The sequence below is a fragment of the Haloarcula sp. Atlit-7R genome (assembly GCF_003666065.1).
Lineage (GTDB): Archaea > Halobacteriota > Halobacteria > Halobacteriales > Haloarculaceae > Haloarcula > Haloarcula taiwanensis.
In genome coordinates this window covers 463,009-481,900 of the sequence record NZ_QXIK01000001.1, presented here as the reverse complement: position 1 = coordinate 481,900, position 18,892 = coordinate 463,009, and the positions used below count along the sequence as shown (strand labels likewise).

The window sequence follows — 18,892 nt, the reverse complement described above, 5'->3', positions numbered from 1 at the left end:
TGCCTCCGAACCGACCGGACACACCTCAGTCCGGAACCCTCTTTTGCCAGACGCCCGGAGTACGGCTATGGAGTGGAAACTGTTCGCACACCTCCGGGACGCAGCCGACGGCCAGTCGGTCAGCGTCGATATCGAGGCGGACGCCACGGTCGGCACAGCGCTCGATGCGCTGCTCGCGGCCCGACCGGCGCTCGCCGAGGAGGTGCTCGACGAAAACGAGGAGCTGGCCGACCACATCCGGGTGCTCGTCGACGGCGAAGACCCCTTTGCTACCGGCGATGGGCTGGCGACGGCAGTCGACGAGGAGACGGAACTTGCGTTGTTCCCCCCGGTCAGCGGCGGTTGAGACGGATTTGTGGCCGGGTCAGTTTTCCGGCGGTCCTGCCACTGTCACATTCGAGATGACGATACGGACGCCGTCCTGATATTCAGTATCGAGTGTTACGTCCCAGCCGTGGGTCCGTGCAAGCATCCGCAAGTTCGGGAGCGTCATCCCGGCCGCAGCGTCCGGTATCGCGCCGCCGTACTCGAAAAAAGCGTCCGACGCTGTCTCGCCCGCCGGGGTGCCGTCATCGGTGATGACGATCTCGTCAGCCTCCCGTTTGACCGTGACCGTCGACGCGTCGTTGTGTGCCGCGAACGTGAACCCGCTCTCGAAGAGGTCTCGCAGGCGTGTCGGGTCGGCGATGACCTGTCCCTCTACGTCGGCCGCCATCGTGAGGCCGTTGGTGTCAGCACGTTCCCAAGCCCCGTCGACGATTGGTCTGAGGTCGACAGCCGTCGTCTCGTCGATTGTCTGTCCATGTCGAGCCAGCGTCGCGAGCCCGTTGACGATTTCGGACATTCGCTCGGCCGTCTCGGATGTCGACCGGAGAGAGTCTCTTGCCAGGTCCACCTCGCCGCGGTCCAGAGCGTTGCCGGCGACGGAGACACGACCGGTGATTATCTGGAGCGTGTTCAGAAGCTCGTGTCTGATTGCAGTGGCGAACCCCTCCAGTTGTTCGTTCTGTCTGTCAAGCTCGCGGCGACGCCGTTCGCTTTCGGTCACGTCGGTGAACACGAGCATCCGACCGATATTGACCTGTCCCAGCGAAAACGAGGTGTCGCTGACGAGGTAGTACTCTGCTCCGCCACCACGGTTTCGTTCGAGAATCTGCTCGTCCGTTTGCAGTATTTCGGTGACGGCTGGCAGCACCGTCTCAAGGTTCTGTCCGCGGCTCCCGGACAGGGCCGGAAAAAGCCGCTGTGCCTTGCCGTTTGCCTCCTTGATATAGCCGTCATCATCAAGATACACGACCGCTTCGTCGACGCCATCGGTCAACTGGACGGCGAGAAACGCCTCGTCGTACACGTAGAGGACACCGAGCGCAAACAGTGCCACACCGAGCGGTTCGTGGTTGATATCGAGGAGGAGGTCGCTGACGTACCCGACGATATCGAGGATGACCGGCAGCGCTGTAATCCCGACAAGAACCCCGAGCGGACGGGTGTCGTAGTCCGCTTCGAGGAACAGTTCGAACAGCATGAAGAAGCCGACAGTGACGAGCGCGTACGAGAGCCCTGTCACCACCCAGTGAAACACGCCGTGTGTAATTGCCAGGTGCGGGAACGGGTCGGAAGCGAACTGCGTGGCGAAATAGAGCCCGTGAAACGGATTGGTCAGCTTTACCGCAACGACAGCGAGATACACGCTGACAGCGACCGCACGGTACAGTCGATTCCGGTGGAATGCCCGCCCGGTGTACGCCGAGCAAAAGTATAGCCACGCGCCGATCGTCGCGAGCCCGACGACGAGGCTGCCGAGGTAGAACGCGTATCCCAGCGTCCCGGGCGTGATCAGGAAGCCGAGTTGCAGCGCCGCCCAGCCGCCGCTACAGAGGAGGAGTCCGACCATCCCGCGGCGAGTATCCGGGTCTTCCATGCGAGCTGCTCTGTAGAGCCCGACACCGCATCCGACTGCCGCGAGGGCGTATGCCGCGACGTACGCGAGAAATGCCGGAGAGCTCCCGATCAGATTCATCTACCTATGGTATGGAAAGTCTTTCAATGAGTGTTGTGTCCGCGTTATCGCTTATGATAACTCTCAGAGGTCGCGGATTTCGAACACGTAGTCCGGACACTCACTGATGTCTCTGCCGGCGTACGCAGCCTGGGCCACGTGTCGCGGTGTCTCGGGGACGAGGACTCGTGTCCCGTCGACGCCGAGCCTCGCTGCATCGGCAGCGATCGCATCGAATAGGGCCCGTGCAGCGTCGACGTTACTCCATACCCCGACCGCGTACTCTGCGAGCCGGTCGCCGTCAGCGTCGGTCGTCCGGGCGCGACACGCCATCCCCTGTGGCTTCTCGCCGACGGTCAGGACCGCCCGTTCAGTCGCTAGCCGGTCGAGCGTCTCCCGCGTCAGCGTCGAGAGCGCCCAGCTCTCTCCGCTGTCGAGCGCGAGCCCTGACAGGATATCCCGACCGTCGCTCCCCTGCCAGTAGCGCCACGCTGTCGTGGGGTCGTTCCCGACAGACATCTTGGGCGTCACGTCGGCCGGCTCGGGGTGTGCCCAGCGGAACGACGTGACCGCTTCGAAGCCAGCAGCCAGCGATTGGCCGAGTCCAGCCTCGTTCCAAGAAAACACCATGCTTCGACCGACTGACGCGCCGGCAGCGGCCGCCCATTCGATGAGGTGGTCGGTCAGCAGCGACCCGAACCCCTTCCCCCGGTGATCCGAGTCGATGCGCATGCCCTGAAACCACGCCTCGGTCTCGGTGAGTCTGACGGCCTGCGCGATGCCAACGGCGTGGCCGTCAACGTCGACGACGAGGGTTTTCCGGTCCGGGCCGTCGTCGCCGACCCAGTCGTGGAACACGTCCGGGATGTAATCAGCCATCGCGCGGTCGGCCCAGACATCGCTGGTCAGGTCGACAATAGCCTCGTAGTCGTCGTGACAAGCCGTCCGAACAGTCGGCGACATACCGTTGGACTCGCCCGCGACGATAAAAAAGAGACGCTCCGCGGAGCCACACCGTGACTACTGCGCCGGTCCCAGCGCTACAACCAGGGTGTCGAGCGCTGCTGAATCTCGCCGGCAAGGGGCTCTTGCATCGTATCGGCCACGTCGTCGCTGTTTGCCAGCGCCCACATGAGCTTGACCTTCGCTGTACCGGGGAGCATATCTTCGCCCTCAGTGACGCCGGCGTCAAGCAGGTCCCGTCCGGTATCGTAGACGCGGTCACAGACCCGGCCTTCGAGGCACTGGCTGGTCATGACGACCGGGATGTCCAGTTCCTCGATGGTCCCGATCCAGTCGGTGTTGACATGGCCAAGCCCCGTGCCCTCGATGACAACGCCCTCGCTGTCCTCTGTGGCGGCTTCGAGCAGCGACGGGTCCATCCCCGGCGAGAACTTCAGGAGTTCCACGTCGGTCTCGATGTCGTCGTGCAGCGCCAGGTCGGCGGCGTCCCGTTCGGTGTACTCACGGTGGAACGTAACCGTGCTCTCGCCGTCGATGTCGTAGTCGACCTCGCCAAGCGGCTTCGCGCCGACTGTCTCGAAGGCGTCCCGGCGCGAGGTGTGGTTCTTCCGGACGCGGGTGCCGCGGTGGAGCGCACAGCGGTCGTCGGACTCGTCTGCGTGCATACAGACCAGCACCTCCGCACAGTCGCTCGTCGCAGCCTCGACCGCCGAAACAGCGTTCATCACGTTGTCCGAGGACGGGCGGTCCGCCGACCGCTGGCTGCCAGTAAACACGATTGGGACCGGCGTGTCGAGCATGAACGACAGCGCCGACGCGGAGTACTGCATCGTGTCGGTGCCGTGCATGACGACGATGCCGTCTGCGCCGGCCTCGATTTCCTCGTGGACCGCCTGCGCGAGGTCCTGCCAGACGGCCGGGGTCATGTTCTCCGAGAGAATATTCGCGACGACGCGGCCGCGGTAGTTCGCCATCCCGGCGAGGTCCGGGACCGCTCGCAGTACGTCCTCTGCGTCGAACTGGGCCGTCACCGCACCGGTGCGGTAGTCGACGGTCGAGGCGATGGTCCCGCCGGTGGAGATGAGCGACACCGTCGGGAGGTCGTCGTCGAATTCGATTGCCGACTGACTCTGTTCGTCCTGCGCGCTCTCGACGTCGTACACGTCCGACTCTAGCACGTCGACGGATGCGCCCTCGCGGTCGATACCGACGTTGTACCCGCCGTCGAGTTTGACGACGAGGTGCTCGGGCGTACTCGATGGAAGCAACACGCCCTCGTATGTCTGGGCCGCGCGCTCGACGCGGACCCGGTCGCCTGCGTTCATGCGCGGCACTTTCCGCCGGTGGGACTTGAACCCACTCGTTTCGCCGAGCCTTTTCAGCCACACGCCGGACCTGACGACGACCCGCGGCTCCGGTGTGTGGGGCAGTTCGCAGTCGGACTCTCAACACACACGATACCAAACCACAATGTTATCTCACTCGACATGCTCCTAACACGTATGGCAGACAACAAGAACGGGCGCGAAGCGCAGGCTCGAAACGAGGAGCGCCGCCAGCGCGAGCGCGCTATCGCCGAGGAGCTCGAGCGCGCGGACGAGCCCGAGCCGCCAGTCGACTCGACGGAACTCGCGTCCTTCGAGACTGAACTCGACACGCTCGAATTCCCGGCATCAGCGGCTACGGTGGTCGATGCGGTTGGCGATTACGAGATCGAGTCGGCCGAGGGAACGTACACCGTTGCGGATCTCTTGCCCGATGCAGCGGTCGAGTCGTTCGACTCGCCGGCCGAGGTCCGGACCCGAGTCCAGCGGCCGACCGTAGCGGGGGCGATGAAACGGATTGTAAAGGCTGCCGACAGGTATCAAAGCGCGTCGTTCGGTGCCTCACAGCGCGACGGGTACGAGCGGACGTTCCGGGCGCTGCAAACTATCGATGCGGATGACGACGACGAAGGCATTCGCGCTATCGCCGACTGGATTATTGAGCACATTCACGAGAACGAGACGCTACCGGGGTCCCGCGACGTGCGCCGACGGGCGTCGGAGTTCTGCCGGTCGAACGGTTACTCGGTTCGCAACGACGACTGGCTCGGTATCTGAGCGACACACCGCCGTCTCCCTGACTGCCGACAGGCCCCAAAAGGACCATACTACTCGCCGTCCCATACTCAGTATGGCCGAACGAACCGAGGAGCGGACCCGCGACGCGGACGCGCAGTCGGACGGTGACCTCGGCGTCGATGTCGGCACGACGGAATCAGTAGAGACGGACGTCGCTGTCGGGGAATCACGCGACACAACGTCGTCTATCACCGAAACGTCCACCACAGACAGCGGCAGCTACTTCTCACTGCGGGCGCTGCTGTTCGCCTTCGGCGCGGTCGGCGGCGGGATGGTGCTTGGCAGACTGATACCGCTCGTGCCGTTCACCGAACTGCTCGGCATCGTACTCGGCGGATTCGTCTACGGACTGCTCGCTAGCGAGCGCCGATACGCCGAACTGGGGCTGGCGGGCGGTGTCAGCGGCGGCGCAACGGCCGTTCTGTCCCTCCTCCCACAGCTTGCTGCGGGACTGAACGGTACCAGACTGTTCGCCATCGCCGGTGGGGTCGGTCTCGTCCTCGCGCTCGTCGGACACTACTTCGGCCGGGACCTTCGCAGTGGGCTGACGAGAGACCTGTAGCTTTTCAGGCGACTGTGCCGGTCAGTATCGCGACCGTGCTTGCTGCATTTGCTGCAGTGCATTCCACGGTCCCGTCGCTCGGACTGCAATAGAGGTATCAGACAAACGCTGTTGAAATCTTCTGCCCGTCTTTCGTTTGTGACGGCTCGCTACGATTTCGGCGTGAACGGACGTTTTCGGTGCGACCGATTGTCTCCGTCTCGTCGAACACATCTATAACTTGTTCAGTAGTCCAAAAAATAAATAATAATATGATTATACGTTGTTTTCTATGGCCACCTAACCACAATATCTTGAGTTGACAACTCTTATAACTCTCGTATGTAAATCCCGGACCAGAACGTATGGCACCAGAGACATACGGGCTTATCAGCCTGTTCCCGGCGATGCTCGCGATTGTACTGACGCTGTTCACTCGCCAAGTACTCCTCTCGCTGTTTGCAGGCATCTGGATCGGCGCGACGGTGCTCGTCGGCTGGAATCCAGCCGCCGGAGCCGCCCGGAGCCTCCAGTTCGTCGTGGATAACGTGACTGAGCCGTTCAACGTCAAGCTGCTCCTGTTCACGTTCCTCATCGGGGCAATGCTGGGGATGATCTTCCTCTCCGGCGGGATGAATGCGCTGGCGTCACAGATGGTCAAGCGTATTCGGACTCGTCGTCAGGCGGCGCTTGGCACGTCGCTACTGGGAATGACGATCTTCGTCGACTCGTACGCCTCGACGATGATCACCGGGTCTGTCATGCGCCCGATCACTGATAAATTCGACATCAGCCGCGAGAAGCTGGCGTACATCCTTGACTCCACCACTGCACCGACCGCGTCGATATCGGTCGTCTCGACATGGCTCGGGTTCGAGGTCGGGCTCATCGCCGAGCAACTCACCACGATTGGGGTGGAGCGAAGCGCGTTCCTGCTGTTCCTCGAGTCGATACCCTATCGGTTCTACAGCCTGCTCGCACTTGCGATGGTTTTCATCGTCGTCATCGCGGACTTGGACTTCGGGCCGATGGCGAAGGCTGAACGCAGAGCAAAGGAAGAGGGCAAAGTCCTCGGTGACAACGCGGACCCACTCATGGAAACGCAGGAGGACGATATCGTCACGCCCGACCACGTAGAGCCACGGTGGTGGTACTTCGCAGCACCAATTGCCGCACTCGTGGGGGTGACCGGGTTCTCGCTGTATTACTCTGGTGGCGGGTTCGCTGGCCGGAGTCTCACCGATGCACTGTCGAACGCGGCCACCGCTGACGCAATCGTCTGGGCCTCGTTCTCGGCCTGTCTGGTCATTCTGACAATTCTGGTCGGACACGCACGGATTGCGGTCGATAAAGTGAGCGATGCCATCTTCGAGGGATTCAAAATGGTGATGTTCCCCGTTGCGGTGCTCTCGCTCGCGTGGTCCATCGGTGCTGTGAGTCAGGCACTCGGTGTCGGTCCCTACGTCGTCGCTATCAGCGAGGGAATTATCACAGCCGGGATGCTGCCCGCCATCATCTTCCTCAGCGCGGTCATTATCAGCTTCAGCATCGGCACGTCTTGGGGGACGATGGGTATCCTGTTCCCTGTCGCGATACCGCTCGGACACGCTCTCGGCGCGCCGCTTGCCCCAGCTATCGCAGCGATCCTGACCGGCGCGCTGTTTGGCGACCACTGCTCGCCCATCTCCGACACGACAGTGATGTCGAGCATGTTCGCCGCGAGTGACCACGTCGACCACGTGAACACCCAGATTCCCTATGCAGTACTGGCCGGCATCGTCGCAACCGGGCTGTTCCTGCTGGCCGGCTACGGCGTTTCGGCGTACATTGCGCTCCCCGCCGGACTGGTCGCTGTCGGGTCTGTGACGTACCTGCTCTCAGAACAGCTCTCGGTCGAAGTCCCCAGTTCGTACGGTTCGAACGCGGACTGAGACGGTCCGCTCTCCGAAACACCGTTTGGCTCAGACGATTTCCCAGCCGTCGTCGGTCCGTTCGACCACGTCGTCCTCCGCCAGCCGCGTGAGCGCTTCCTCGACGATTTCGGGCGGGGCCTCAATCTCTCGGGCCAGCGCTGGAACGGTATCGATACCGTTTGCGAGCCCGCTGACCAGTTCTGCGTACAGTCGTCCGTCGCCGTTCTCGAAGCCGGAGTCGATGCGGTCCCGTACGTCGGTCATGCGGGCTTGCACCCATCGCTGAGCCAGCGACAGTTCGTTCTCTAGCTGCTGGAGATGCTCCAGTTCGCGCGCCAGGTCGTGAAAGTCCCCGTCAGATGTGGCCCCAACGTCTATCGAGAGGTGGCGACAGGAGGGCATCTCGAACTCGGGGTTTGCCGGATAGGCGCTTTTGGTACCAAACTCGTACGGAGAGACGCGGACCTCCAGACGGAGGTTCCGGGCGATAGAGAAGTACTTTCGGCGTTGGTCGTCCGTCCGGGAGTCGACGAGGCCGGCGTCTTCGAGCTTCTGCAGGTGGTCGATGACCGCTTTCGGACTGACACCGATGTACTCGCTGATTTCGGTGACGTAGCAGGGTTTGTGTGCGAGTAGTTTGAGAATCCGCCGGCGATTGGCGTTTCCAAGGAGATTGAGTAGCTCGGCGGAGTCCATCGATACGTAGGTAGCGGGTCACGGTTCAAAAGTATGACTCTCGTCGGGCGGTTTGCTGGTGTGTCCCCCGCTCAGCGACCGGGTAGGCCCGCGACCCCTATGCGCCGCCGTTCCCGTTGCCCTGATTGCCGCCGTTTCCTCGGTCATTGTCCTGGCCGTTGCCGCCGTCGTTTCCTTGGTCACTACCCTGGCCGCTTCCTTGGTCACCGCCGTCGTTGCCCCCGTCGCCTCCGTTATTTCCCTGGTCCCCGGCTTGGTCGTTGCCCTGCTCACCCCCGTCGCTGCCTTGCTCGCTCCCGTTACCGTTTCCCTCGTCGTTGCCCCCCTCGCCCGCATCACCGTCGGAATCCGTCTCGGACGAGCCGTCGGCCCCGTCGTTTCCGGATTCGTCGGCGTCAGAACCGTTCTCCCCGCCAGCGCCGTTTCTGGCATCGTTGCCGCTGTCGTCGCTGTCCTCGGTGCCGGACGCTCCACGCTCCCCGTTTTCGTTCCCGTTGCCCCGTTCCGCCCCCCTGTCAGACTCGTTTCCCTCGTTCCCGGCCGCGCCGTCTGCCCCCTCGCTATCGCCGTCGGTACCCCTGTCAGCGGGTGGGCCTCCCTCGGTCTCGTTTTCCTGCTGTCCGGGGGCATCGTCAGGTGGGCCTCGCTCGCTACTGTTTCCCTGTTGTCCGGGAGCCTCGCCGGGCGGGCCTCGGTTGCTCTCGTTGGCACCCCGGTCGGGCGTCTCGGCTGGCGGCCCCCGGTCGCTATCGTTGACTCCGGCGCCGTCGGGCGGTCCTGCTTCGCTCCGGTTGACTCCAGCGTCGTCGGGCGGTCCCTGTTCATCCGGGCCAGCGGTCCCCGGCGGTCCGGCGATACCCCGAGCAATCGATGCGACCTGCTGACCGGAAAGCTTGCTTGCGTTTTGTTTCAACCGTTCCAGTGCAGTGTCGTTTACACCGGTCTGTTCGGCCGCTGCATCGGTATCGTTAATCGCGGTCTGCAGGCCCGCAATCTCTGCGGTGAGTCGGCTCTGCTGTGCCACGTAGGCCTGCTCACTGATGCTTCCGTTCTCGTATTGCTGTTCGAGCGTGGCGTTTCGCTCCTGTAGCCGTTCGAGCCGGCGTTCGAGCGAGCCCGCCCGCTTCGTGACCAGCTCGGCTCGTTCAGTGCTGTTCGATTGGTTGTATGTCGACCGCCACATCCCGTTCTCGACCGTGTCGTTCGCGGCGGCAGCGTTCGACTGGAGGAACGCCGTGAGTTGCGTTCCCATTCCGCTGGCAGACTCGTTCTGCGTGGCCACTGTCTCCGTTGCGGTCTCCTGCGCTGTCACGGCTGGGAGGCCGACAGCGACAGTCCCGACGAAGACCAGCACTGTGAGGAGCGTGGCCTGGCGTGGGCTCATTCCTATTCCTACTTCGACCCTCCCACATCAAAAAGAAACGCCTTCGTTCGTGTCGTTCATCAGCCCCTGAAACAACCGCAGATAGTCCAAGAGTGTTTACGAACGTATTTAAGGCGGCTTCCCCGACGGGAGCAGTCGCCAGGCGAGTCCCACCGACAGCACGGACAGCGCGACGGTGGCGACCGGCAGCGCGAGGCCGGGCTCGTAGCGCAACGGCGGATGATATCCGAAGGCGTAATCGAGCACGTCGTTGCACAGGGCCAGCACCAGCGCGGTCACGAGCGCGCCCCTCGTCGTTCGGGCGTAGTGGGGAACTAACAGCCCTTCGGCGATGAAGCCGAGGTGGGTGATGATGATGCCGAAATACGCCCACGGCGCGGGGAAGTACGCGTCGAAGCCGATATTTAACGCCACGACGGTCCACAGCCCCATCTTGACCAGCCAGACCAGTGCAATCGTGTGGAGGTACGCGAGCGGCACCGTCAGCGGCACCTCATCGAGCGACTTGCCGAGGAACGGCAGAAGGGTAGCGACCGACAGCGTCATCAGGAACAGCGCGGCCGGCGAGTCGGCGTACAGCGGCCAGAGAAACGTCGACACCTCGGGCATCGTCTCGACGTAGTACCGGATGCCGACGAGCATCGCCACGGCGTTGACGACCAGCAGCCACACGAGGCTCGGCGTCTGTTCGAGGTAGTACCGCGCGTACCGACGGGGCAACGGCCCCCGCTGCTCGCTCATGGGTCGACTCGGGACCGCTCACGGCAAAGCCCTGTCGGACGGGAGTCGCTATCGGGCCACCGACTGTGAGTTGCCGCTGTTTGCACGACGGCAAAAGGCTGCCGGCGAACACTTATGTATGTAAATGACACACATACACCTGCACCGATGTTCGAACAGTTTTCGCGTGGATACTACCTCGGCCGCCTCTACGTCGAACCGAGAGATGACGCGGCGGCCGCGATGTGTCGCGAGCAGCACGAACGAGTGAACGAACAGTTGTACGCCTCCGGCGAAGGGGTCGAACGCACAGACTATCCGCTGGTAATGAAACTCGGCTCCCAGCACTTTGCCGTCCACGGAGATGCACAGGTCCCGGCGGACACACTCGTTGTTCCCGAACCGATGCTCGAAGACGCCAACGTCCGGAACCCGCCCAGCCTCGAAGAAGTATTTCTGGCGAAAGCGGACCACGCCGCACAACTGCTCTCTCTCTCAGAGGGCGCGACGATACTCCCTGACACTGCCGTTTGAGCGGGTGAAACTCCGCTTTACTGCGTTCTCATTGGCTACCGGACGGACCGGAGTTTTGAAACGTGGGATAAGTAGGTTATACGCTTAAGCTACAGAGCAATGCGGTTCGGGGGCCTCTCTTCACATGTATGTCACAGCGAAACCACGCTGAGGAGCAGGATAGCGCTACTGACTCCAAATTCTACCTCCCCGCCGGCGTATCTCCATCGCATGGTGCCGGCTGGCCCGAACGTCTCTGGGCGCTGCTGTTCAGCCATCGCGTCTGAACCGGTGACATCGCCGTACGGGAACCCGCCGGCTCAGCGGGCACGTATCCCGCTCGGACCGGCCGGACGAGACACGGAAATCGGGCCGCCTGTACTCGGCCCTCACGGCCAACCGACTCAGTTAAATTAGCGCACGACTACCCTCAGCTAGTACCAAGAGTTTGGGACGGATTTCCGCCGACATCTCCACCACGTAATTGCACGCGCTGGCACACACCACTCTACAGACACATGACCGATATCAAGGCGGTCGTCCGAGCCGAACATCTCGACATCGTCCTCACACAGACCGTTTCCCACGACCGGAGCTCGAAAGTCAGGTCCGTGTCTGAGGCGGGCACGGACCCGACGTCGGGCAAGTTCTTTTACCACATTGAATCGTCCGACTTCCAGCAGTTCGAGGACGGATTACGGAACGACAGCACTGTCGGGGACTTCGAACGCGTCATCGAAACCAGAGACGACGAGGCCATCTACAGCTTCGAGTACACGGACGAAGCAAAGATCCTCTCCCCCGTCATCTCGGCCGCGAACGGGGTTATCCTCGACATGGAAAACGACGGGAGCGCGTGGATACTGACGATATGGCTGCCCGAACGGACGGCTCTCGCTCAGCTGTGGGACTACGCTCAAGAGAACGACATCGACATCGATCTGCTGCGCGTGAACGAGTACGCCAGTCTGGGAAACACGGACGCAGGGCTGACTGACAGCCAGCGGGAGGCGCTCCTCGTCGCACTCGAAATGGGGTATTTCGAAGAGCCGCGGAACGCGACTCTCAGCGATGTCGCCGCCAATCTGGATATCTCTCAACCCGCGGCCGGCGGTCGCCTTCGGCGCGGCATCAGGCGGCTCATCATCTCCTCGCTGAGAGACGACGACGAACCGCCGGACTGAGTGGTAACGCTTCGATGCAGTTGCGGTCCGGGAAGTCACTTTTAAGCCTGTCCCCGTCTGCCATCCAGTCGATGCTTGACCGGTTGCTGGGACGAGCGTCGCTGAAAGAGCGGGTCGCCGAACTCGAGGAGGAGAACCACCACCTCGAACGACAGCTCGACGCCGAGAAGGAGCGCCGTGCCGACGCAGCGACCGAGCGCCAGCAGGCCGAGGCCGAGGTCAATCGGCTGGAAGACCGGGTGGCTGAACTCGAAGACCGCGTCGAGCGCCTGCAGGACGAGGAGGGCGCATCGACGTTCCGGGCCGAGGAGACGCTCAGTCGGGCCCGTCTAAGTGAAGTACTCACTCGGCTGGAATCCTTCGAGACAGAGCCGGAAGGCGTCTTTACTGCCTATATCGACGCGGAGCGTTCCCTGCCCGGGCCAGTTCGGGACGCCTTCGGCGACCGCGCATCGCTGGTCGCCAGCGCCGCGCCGTGTCTAGCTGTGACGGATGACGCCGGCCTCCTGTCGGCGTGCCTGTCGGTCCCTTCGCCGCCGTCGCCGTTCACCGGGTGGGGCGACACCGTTCGGCTGGAGCGGTCGTGGTTCGAACCGACCGGTGAGCACGTCGTCGCGCTGGTCCGCTCGGGCCTGTTCGCCATGGGCGAGTACGACGGCCGCGAGCGGACGGCGTTCCACGGCTTCGACTCGGAGCTGAAAAGCCAGCACTCCAAAGGCGGCTTCTCACAGAGCCGGTTCGAGCGGCTTCGGGACCAGCAGATCGACTCCCATCTCGACCGCTGTCGGGCCGCTATCGAGGAGGTGTCCCCCGACCGGCTGTACGTCGTCGGCGAAGGGTCAGTCATCCACGAGTTCGAGGACTTCGCGACGGCGACGAAGCCGGTCGACGCGACCGGGGAGCCTGCCGAGGCACTGGACGACGCCGTTCGGTCACTGTGGACTGTTCGGTTGCGCGTTCCGTAGCTTTTTCGCGGGGCGGCGACTCTGTCCGGCTATGGCCGTAGCAATTTTAACACACGACGCCTTTCCCGACCGGGCCAAGACAGCGGTCGGGTTGTTGCGGTACGGTGACCGAGCAGTACACGCTCTCGTCGACCGCGAGCGGGCCGGACAGCGCGTCAACGACACGCTCCCGGACGTGCAGGACGCCCCTATCGTCGCGTCGATGGCCGACGCGCCCGAGGTGGACGCGCTCGTCATTGGCATCTCTCCAATCGGCGGTGAGTTCGACGAGTCCTGGCGCGAAGACGTTCGCACAGCGCTCGAACGCGGCTGTGACGTGTACGCTGGGCTGCACGACTTCCTGGCCGACGACGAGGAGTTCGCCCGCCTCGCCGAGGAACACGACGCCGAACTCCACGACCTCCGCAAGCCACCAGAGGACCTGACCGTGGCGGCGGGCACCGCCGGCGATGTGGATGCGACAGTCGTCACAACTGTCGGCACCGACTGCTCGACGGGGAAGATGACTGCGTCGTTCGAGATCCGCGATGCGGCCCGGGAGCGCGGCCTCGACGCCGCCGTCGTTCCGACGGGTCAGACCGGCATCGCCATCACTGGTTGGGGCATCGTCATCGACCGTGTCATCGCCGACTACGCCGCCGGCGCGGTCGAGCGGCTGGTCGAAGAAGCGCAGACGGCGGACCTCCTCGTCGTCGAAGGGCAGGGTGCGCTGGCCCATCCAGCCTATTCGGGCGTGACGACGAGCATCCTCCACGGGTCGGTCCCGGATGCGCTCGTTATGTGCCACGAAGCTGGCCGCGAGGTCATCCACGGCTACGAGTCGTTCGATATTCCGCCGCTCTCCGAGTACGTCGACATCTACGAGCGCCTGGCCGCGCCCATCTCGGACGCGTCCGTCGTCGCGGGCATGCTGAACACCCGCCACCTCGACGACGGTGCGGCCGCGGATGCTGTCGCAGGGTACAGTGACGCTCTGGACGCACCGGCGACTGACCCGGTCCGCCACGGCGTTCCGGACGAGGTACTGGACGCTATCCTATGAACTGGCGCGTCGACCGCCTCGAACTGCCGCTGTCGAACCCGTTCGGTATCTCGCGAGAGACCAGCGAGACCAGCGAGACCGTCGTGGTCGAACTTACCCACGAGGGAACTACAGGTATCGGGGCCGTCACGCCGTCAGCGTACTACGACGAGAGTGCCCAGTCAGTGACCGAAACGCTCCCCGAACTCTGTGAGACCGTCGACCGCATCGGCGACCCACACGCGCAGCAACGCATCGAGCGGGACCTCGACGAGCAAGCGCCGGGTCAGCCTGCCGCACGGATGGCACTCTCTATCGCTGTCCACGACCTCGCCGCTCGGCAGCTGGACCTGCCGCTGTACCGGCAGTGGGGCCTCGACCCCGATGCGGTCCCGCCGACCACCTACACAGTCGGCATCGACTCGCCCGAGCGGATGGCCGAGAAAGCATGGGAGGCGGCCGACAGCGGCTTCGGTCACCTGAAGGTCAAACTCGGGACCGACGACGACCGGGCGCGACTGGACGCGGTTCGGGATGCCGTCCCCGACGCCGAGATACGGGTTGACGCCAACGCCGCCTGGACCGTTCACGAGGCTATCAACAAGGCGGACTGGCTCGCCGACGCTGGTGTGACGATGCTGGAACAGCCGGTCGAGGCCGACGACATCGACGGCCTCCGCCGCGTGACCGACGCGACTGAGATTCCCGTCGCCGCCGACGAATCCTGTGTGACAGCGTCAGACGTACCGCGGGTCGCTGACGCCTGTGACATTGTCAACGCCAAACTGGTCAAATGCGGCGGCCTCAGGCCCGCAACACGGCTGTTCAACGCCGCTGCGGTCCACAATCTCGACCTGATGCTCGGGTGTATGGTCGAGTCCAACGCCAGCATCGCCGCAGCAGTCCATCTCGCACCGCTTGTCGACTATGTCGACCTCGACGGGGCGCTCTTGCTGGCGTCAGACCCCTACGACGGCGTGCCGCTCGACGGTGCCGTGTTCGACCTCACTTCGGTGTCGGCCGGCACCGGTGCTCGGCGGGCGCGAGACGCGTAGCTGCGAGACAGTACCGATAAAAAATCCGGTTCGGAGTGTGATGTGGCCCGCTTATGCCGATTCGACTGCATTTAGCAGCTCATCGTAGTCCGGCTCGTTGGTCGGGTCGTCGGCGACCCAACTGTAGGTGACTTCGCCGTCGTCGTCGACGACGAACACGGCGCGGTTGGCGACGCCGAGCAGCCCGAGGTCCTCAATGTCGATTTCGAGGCCGTAGTCCTGAATCGCCGACCGGCCCATGTCACTGAGCAGGTCGAACTCCAGCCCGTGCTCGTCGCGGAAGGAGTTCAGCGAGAACGCCGAGTCGGCGCTGACGCCAAGGACCGTCGCGCCGGCGTCGTGGAAGTCCCCGAGGTGTTCCTGCAGGGCCACCATCTCGTTGGAACACGGCGGCGTAAACGCGCCCGGGAAAAACGCGAGCACGACCGGCCCGTCGCCCAGGTGGTCGCTCAGTTCGAAGTCCTCTACCTCACCGTTCGCGATTGTCGCCGAGATGTCCGGCGCGGTGTCGCCTGTGGAAACCATCACCCGAATATAACGGCGTCGTCCGAATAAATACCCGCCATCCGGCAGGGCAACCCCGACTCCCTGCCGCCGCTGGCCGCCTACAGCCACTCTTCGAAGGCGTGGTGTTCACGGGTCGCATTGATGTAGTCCCGCTGCATCGACGTGATGGCTGCCGAGAGGTCGTCGCCGTCGTCGAGAGACTCGCGAACGCGGGCGATCTTCCAGTCGCTCGGGGTCGTCCCGGCGTCGTATCGGGCTTCGATAGGCCCGAGGTACTCGTCAATGCGGGCCTCCGGGACGCCTTGCTCTGCCAGTCCCAGACGGGCGTACTCGAAGACCTCGTCGTAGATGGCCGCGCGGTCGGCCGTCCGCTCGCCCTCGGCGGTCACCCACGACAGGTCGGCCTCGAAGCCGTCCTGTGCGGCGTTGTAGAAGCTCCGCTTGGCTTCCTGCCACGGTAGTTCCGCGGCGGGGTGGTCGGCGGCGACCAGCCCGCGGATGAGGCCGACCGTCAGCGCCTGCAGCCCGATCATATCCTTGGCGTGGGGCTGGGTCGGGAGGGGACGGTACTCGATGCGGAGCGACTTTTCAGTGCTTGCTCCCTCGACCGGCGTTCCGCCGGCGACACAGCGGAGCCAGCGCCAGTAGGTCCCGCGCTTGTGGTCGAACTCCCAGAACTCGTCTTCGAACGCCGCCCGGTCGTCGTCGTGCAGGAACTCGCGGAGGAACGGCGCGAACAGGTCGTCGTCGACGACACGGCCGACAACGTCCGTCGTATCGTCGAGGTCCCGTGGGACCCGGACCTTCGGGTTCTCGTTGGTGTTGACAGACTGCTCGAAAGCCGCGATGCGGAGTTCGTGGTGCGTGTTCGCACAGAGCCACTCGCCGTCGGTGTCGCCGTACATATCTGCCGGGAGGAACGGCGAGTTCACCGATAGCGCAAGCAGCGGTCCGAGCGTCCGGATCGCGGCGTTGTAGTACTCGGGGAACGCCCCGGTGTCCGGAACCTGAAGGTGGGGCTGGATCGAGGTGGCCAGGGACTCGAACAGAATCGTCGGGAACGACCCGCTGTATCCCGGCACGTCGAAGTCGATGCTGCCGCCAGCGTGGTCCAGCGCTTCGTTGTCTAGTGCCACGTATCTGGGAGCCTGCCGCATGTTGTCCGCGAGGACAACCCCGTCCCTCGTCTCGTGTGCCGAGAGGTACGCCTCGCTGCCCTCCTCGGGCGGGACGGTCCACATCGCATCAAGGACGAGTTCGCAGTTGTGTTTGCTCGCCTGCTGGCGGGCCTGTTTCGTCTGCATCTCTACCGCCGTCGTCTGGACCTCCATCCCAGTCTGGTCGAAGCTGTTTGGCTCGGTGTTGACCTCGGCGTTGTGCACGCCCAGTTCCTTGTTGGCCTCGCCCTCGAACACCACGTCGGGCAGGCGGGTCAGCCGTCCCTCCCAGTCCTCGGGGTCCATGTACGGCTCGTCGTCGTCCTCCTCGACGGACGACTCGACGGCCGGCTCGGCCTCCTCCTCTGGCGTCTCCGGTTCGTCCTCGGCCAGCGGACTGTCCGGGTCGATGTCGAGTGACGGCCCCTCTCCGGGGCCGAATGAATCCTCGGGCTCGTCAGCGGTTTCGGCAGCGTTCTGGTCCGGTGGTTCGTTTCCAGCGGGTTCGAGAGAATCGCCCTCGTCTGGCGCAAGGGGCGCTCCGTCACCGTTTGGTTCCAGCGATGCGTCGCCGCCACCTTCTGGCTCTGCCGGCGCGTCGAGCGACCCGCTCCAGGCCGCTTCGCCCGATTCGCTCAGGTCGTCGTTCAGACCTGCTTCGGCGGTTTCCTCGCTATCCTCCGCATCGTCCGGTTCGGGCGGGTCCGGCTCCGCGTTGATGGCGTACAGTTCGATTTCCAGACCGACGGAGAACGCCTCGTTGTCGAACTCCCCGGCCTCGATGGCCCTCCGGAGCTGCATCGCCTGTTCGTCGACCCGTTCAGTGAACGCCGCGGCAGTCTCGTCAGCGAGCGACCGGGTCACTAGGTCGACGATATCGTCCATGCTCGGTACTGTGTGGGTTCTTCCACTATAAGTGACCCGTCGTTGTCCGACGGGGCGTTACTCGAAGAGGTCCTCGTGGCGGGCAGCGAGGTTGGCGTAATCGCCGGAGCTGAACGCCTCGAACACTTCGTTGGGGTCGATGGTGGTCTCGGACAGCGGTGTCACTGTGGCCGGGCTCCCGCGAACAAAGGACTCTGCTGGAACCTCGTAGCCCGGCGGAACGACCGTTCCCATCGCGACGATAGAGCCCTCCCCGATGGTGGCGTCGCTAACCGTCGAATTGAATCCGACGAGCGCCCCGTCCTTGACCGCTGCATCGTTGAGAACGGCCCCGTGGCCGACCATCACCTTCTCCCCGACGGTCGAGGCGTGGACAATGGCTCCGTCACCGATGGCCGATTCGCGGCCCACTTCGACGGGGGCCACGTCGCCGCGCAACACGACGCCGGGCCAGACGTTCGCGTTCGGGCCGACGGTGACATCTCCCACCAGCATCGCCTCGCGGCTGACGTGGGCGTATCCGTGGATATCTGGCGTGGCTCCTTCGAAAGCGTACTCTCGGCTGTCCATACTGCTACCATCGTGTCGGCCACTCGAAAAGATACCGGTCAGAACGGGGCGCACCGGTCGTATAGCCGCTGTCGAGCGCGTCCGTACCGCAACCGCCAGCCGCACCTGAGCTATTCGATGTGGACGACGAGGACGGGGACGGGCGCGCTCTCGACGACGCGCTCGGTAACGCTCCCGAGATTGGCGACCCGGTCTCGCCCGGTTCGACCGTGGGTCCCCATTACGATGAGGTCGATGGCCTCCTCTTCGGCGTAGTTGGTGATTGTCTTGTGAGGAATCCCTTCCGCCATGGTCGTGACGACCTCGACGCCGGCCTCCTCGCCGCCGACCACGATGTCGTCGAGCGCGACCTCGCCCTCTTCCTCCAGCGACTGACGCACCTCGTCCTGATTGGCCTTGTCGGCCGCGACGTACAGCCGTCTGTCCACGACGTACAGCCCATGGAGGGTCGCGTCGTTGTCGCGCGCGATGGAGGTGGCGTGTGCGAGCGTTTCAGCCGTTCCCGAACTCCCGTCTGTGGCTACGAGTACCGAATCGTACATATCCGGCTTCTCATGCGAACTGTGCCCACATAGTACTCACTATCACACTGATACGAGCCGTGACTGTCCAACCGACGGTGAAACCGTTTGATTCAGCTTCCGTCGTTCAGTGTATAACCGTTCTAACCATTATTTGTCAACAGGAATACTTTTG

The 18,892-nt window shown here is 63.7% G+C and carries 20 protein-coding genes; 10 read left to right on the top strand and 10 right to left on the bottom strand.

The window, feature by feature from the left end; genetic code table 11:
* The first annotated feature begins 67 nt into the window (after positions 1 to 67).
* Complete coding sequence (locus tag D3D01_RS02515) at positions 68 to 346, top strand: ubiquitin-like small modifier protein 1 (protein WP_101349376.1); 279 nt, start codon at positions 68 to 70, stop codon at positions 344 to 346.
* Positions 347 to 364: 18 nt separating this feature from the next.
* On the opposite strand, the gene D3D01_RS02510 is transcribed toward D3D01_RS02515, so the two are convergent.
* The 3 genes from D3D01_RS02510 to gatD all read right to left on the bottom strand — a co-directional run bounded on the left by D3D01_RS02510 (position 365) and on the right by gatD (position 4,287).
* On the bottom strand, positions 365 to 2,020 hold the full coding sequence (locus D3D01_RS02510) for a histidine kinase N-terminal 7TM domain-containing protein (RefSeq protein WP_121511124.1): 1,656 nt from the start codon (positions 2,018 to 2,020) through the stop codon (positions 365 to 367).
* A gap of 63 nt (positions 2,021 to 2,083) precedes the next feature.
* A complete protein-coding gene (locus D3D01_RS02505) occupies positions 2,084 to 2,962 on the bottom strand; it encodes a GNAT family N-acetyltransferase (RefSeq protein ID WP_121511123.1) in 879 nt (292 codons plus the stop codon).
* A gap of 77 nt (positions 2,963 to 3,039) precedes the next feature.
* On the bottom strand, positions 3,040 to 4,287 hold the full coding sequence (gatD, locus tag D3D01_RS02500) for a Glu-tRNA(Gln) amidotransferase subunit GatD (protein ID WP_121511122.1): 1,248 nt from the start codon (positions 4,285 to 4,287) through the stop codon (positions 3,040 to 3,042).
* 177 nt (positions 4,288 to 4,464) lie between these two features.
* Here gatD and D3D01_RS02495 point away from each other — a divergent pair, with 177 nt between their 5' ends.
* From D3D01_RS02495 to D3D01_RS02485, 3 genes are all read left to right on the top strand, one after another.
* Positions 4,465 to 5,064, top strand: a complete 600-nt coding sequence (locus D3D01_RS02495; RefSeq protein ID WP_121511121.1) for a hypothetical protein — start codon at positions 4,465 to 4,467, stop codon at positions 5,062 to 5,064.
* A 73-nt stretch (positions 5,065 to 5,137) separates the two neighbouring features.
* Complete coding sequence (locus tag D3D01_RS02490) at positions 5,138 to 5,647, top strand: hypothetical protein (protein ID WP_121511120.1); 510 nt, start codon at positions 5,138 to 5,140, stop codon at positions 5,645 to 5,647.
* A gap of 344 nt (positions 5,648 to 5,991) precedes the next feature.
* Positions 5,992 to 7,557, top strand: coding sequence for a Na+/H+ antiporter NhaC family protein (locus D3D01_RS02485; protein WP_101349382.1), 1,566 nt, complete (start codon positions 5,992 to 5,994; stop codon positions 7,555 to 7,557).
* Positions 7,558 to 7,587: 30 nt separating this feature from the next.
* Here D3D01_RS02485 and D3D01_RS02480 read toward each other — a convergent pair whose 3' ends face one another.
* From D3D01_RS02480 to D3D01_RS02470, 3 genes are all read right to left on the bottom strand, one after another.
* Positions 7,588 to 8,235: a metalloregulator ArsR/SmtB family transcription factor gene (locus D3D01_RS02480; RefSeq protein WP_101349383.1), complete on the bottom strand. Its 648-nt coding sequence runs from the start codon at positions 8,233 to 8,235 to the stop codon at positions 7,588 to 7,590.
* Positions 8,236 to 8,332: 97 nt separating this feature from the next.
* Positions 8,333 to 9,619, bottom strand: a complete 1,287-nt coding sequence (locus tag D3D01_RS02475; RefSeq protein ID WP_121511119.1) for a hypothetical protein — start codon at positions 9,617 to 9,619, stop codon at positions 8,333 to 8,335.
* 108 nt (positions 9,620 to 9,727) lie between these two features.
* The gene (locus tag D3D01_RS02470) at positions 9,728 to 10,360 is read right to left on the bottom strand and encodes a DUF1405 domain-containing protein (protein WP_121511118.1); all 633 of its coding nucleotides are present in this window, start codon (positions 10,358 to 10,360) and stop codon (positions 9,728 to 9,730) included.
* Between the two features lie 147 nt (positions 10,361 to 10,507).
* Between D3D01_RS02470 and D3D01_RS02465 the strand changes: the two genes are divergently transcribed.
* The 6 genes from D3D01_RS02465 (at position 10,508) to D3D01_RS02445 (ending at position 15,077) form a co-directional block, all read left to right on the top strand.
* Positions 10,508 to 10,873, top strand: a complete 366-nt coding sequence (locus D3D01_RS02465; protein ID WP_101349386.1) for a DUF5802 family protein — start codon at positions 10,508 to 10,510, stop codon at positions 10,871 to 10,873.
* 128 nt (positions 10,874 to 11,001) lie between these two features.
* A complete protein-coding gene (locus D3D01_RS23615; RefSeq protein WP_158600423.1) occupies positions 11,002 to 11,139 on the top strand; it encodes a hypothetical protein in 138 nt (45 codons plus the stop codon).
* 231 nt (positions 11,140 to 11,370) lie between these two features.
* Positions 11,371 to 12,036, top strand: coding sequence for a helix-turn-helix domain-containing protein (locus tag D3D01_RS02460; protein ID WP_121511117.1), 666 nt, complete (start codon positions 11,371 to 11,373; stop codon positions 12,034 to 12,036).
* Positions 12,037 to 12,107: 71 nt separating this feature from the next.
* Positions 12,108 to 13,001, top strand: a complete 894-nt coding sequence (locus D3D01_RS02455) for a Vms1/Ankzf1 family peptidyl-tRNA hydrolase (RefSeq protein ID WP_121511116.1) — start codon at positions 12,108 to 12,110, stop codon at positions 12,999 to 13,001.
* Positions 13,002 to 13,032: 31 nt separating this feature from the next.
* Entirely contained in the window at positions 13,033 to 14,043 is a 1,011-nt protein-coding gene (locus D3D01_RS02450) for a DUF1611 domain-containing protein (protein ID WP_121511115.1), read from the top strand.
* Positions 14,040 to 15,077: a dipeptide epimerase gene (locus tag D3D01_RS02445; RefSeq protein ID WP_121511114.1), complete on the top strand. Its 1,038-nt coding sequence runs from the start codon at positions 14,040 to 14,042 to the stop codon at positions 15,075 to 15,077. Before D3D01_RS02450 ends, D3D01_RS02445 begins: the two co-directional genes overlap by 4 nt.
* A gap of 51 nt (positions 15,078 to 15,128) precedes the next feature.
* Here the strand turns inward: D3D01_RS02445 and D3D01_RS02440 are convergent, their stop codons facing one another.
* The 4 genes from D3D01_RS02440 to D3D01_RS02425 form a co-directional block, all read right to left on the bottom strand.
* Positions 15,129 to 15,602 (bottom strand): peroxiredoxin, encoded by a 474-nt coding sequence (locus tag D3D01_RS02440; RefSeq protein ID WP_101349391.1) that lies wholly within the window; start codon positions 15,600 to 15,602, stop codon positions 15,129 to 15,131.
* Between the two features lie 80 nt (positions 15,603 to 15,682).
* Positions 15,683 to 17,626, bottom strand: a complete 1,944-nt coding sequence (locus tag D3D01_RS02435; protein WP_121511113.1) for a hypothetical protein — start codon at positions 17,624 to 17,626, stop codon at positions 15,683 to 15,685.
* 57 nt (positions 17,627 to 17,683) lie between these two features.
* The gene (locus tag D3D01_RS02430; RefSeq protein ID WP_121511112.1) at positions 17,684 to 18,196 is read right to left on the bottom strand and encodes a gamma carbonic anhydrase family protein; all 513 of its coding nucleotides are present in this window, start codon (positions 18,194 to 18,196) and stop codon (positions 17,684 to 17,686) included.
* A gap of 110 nt (positions 18,197 to 18,306) precedes the next feature.
* The gene (locus D3D01_RS02425; protein WP_121511111.1) at positions 18,307 to 18,738 is read right to left on the bottom strand and encodes a universal stress protein; all 432 of its coding nucleotides are present in this window, start codon (positions 18,736 to 18,738) and stop codon (positions 18,307 to 18,309) included.
* Between the last annotated feature and the right edge of the window lie 154 nt (positions 18,739 to 18,892).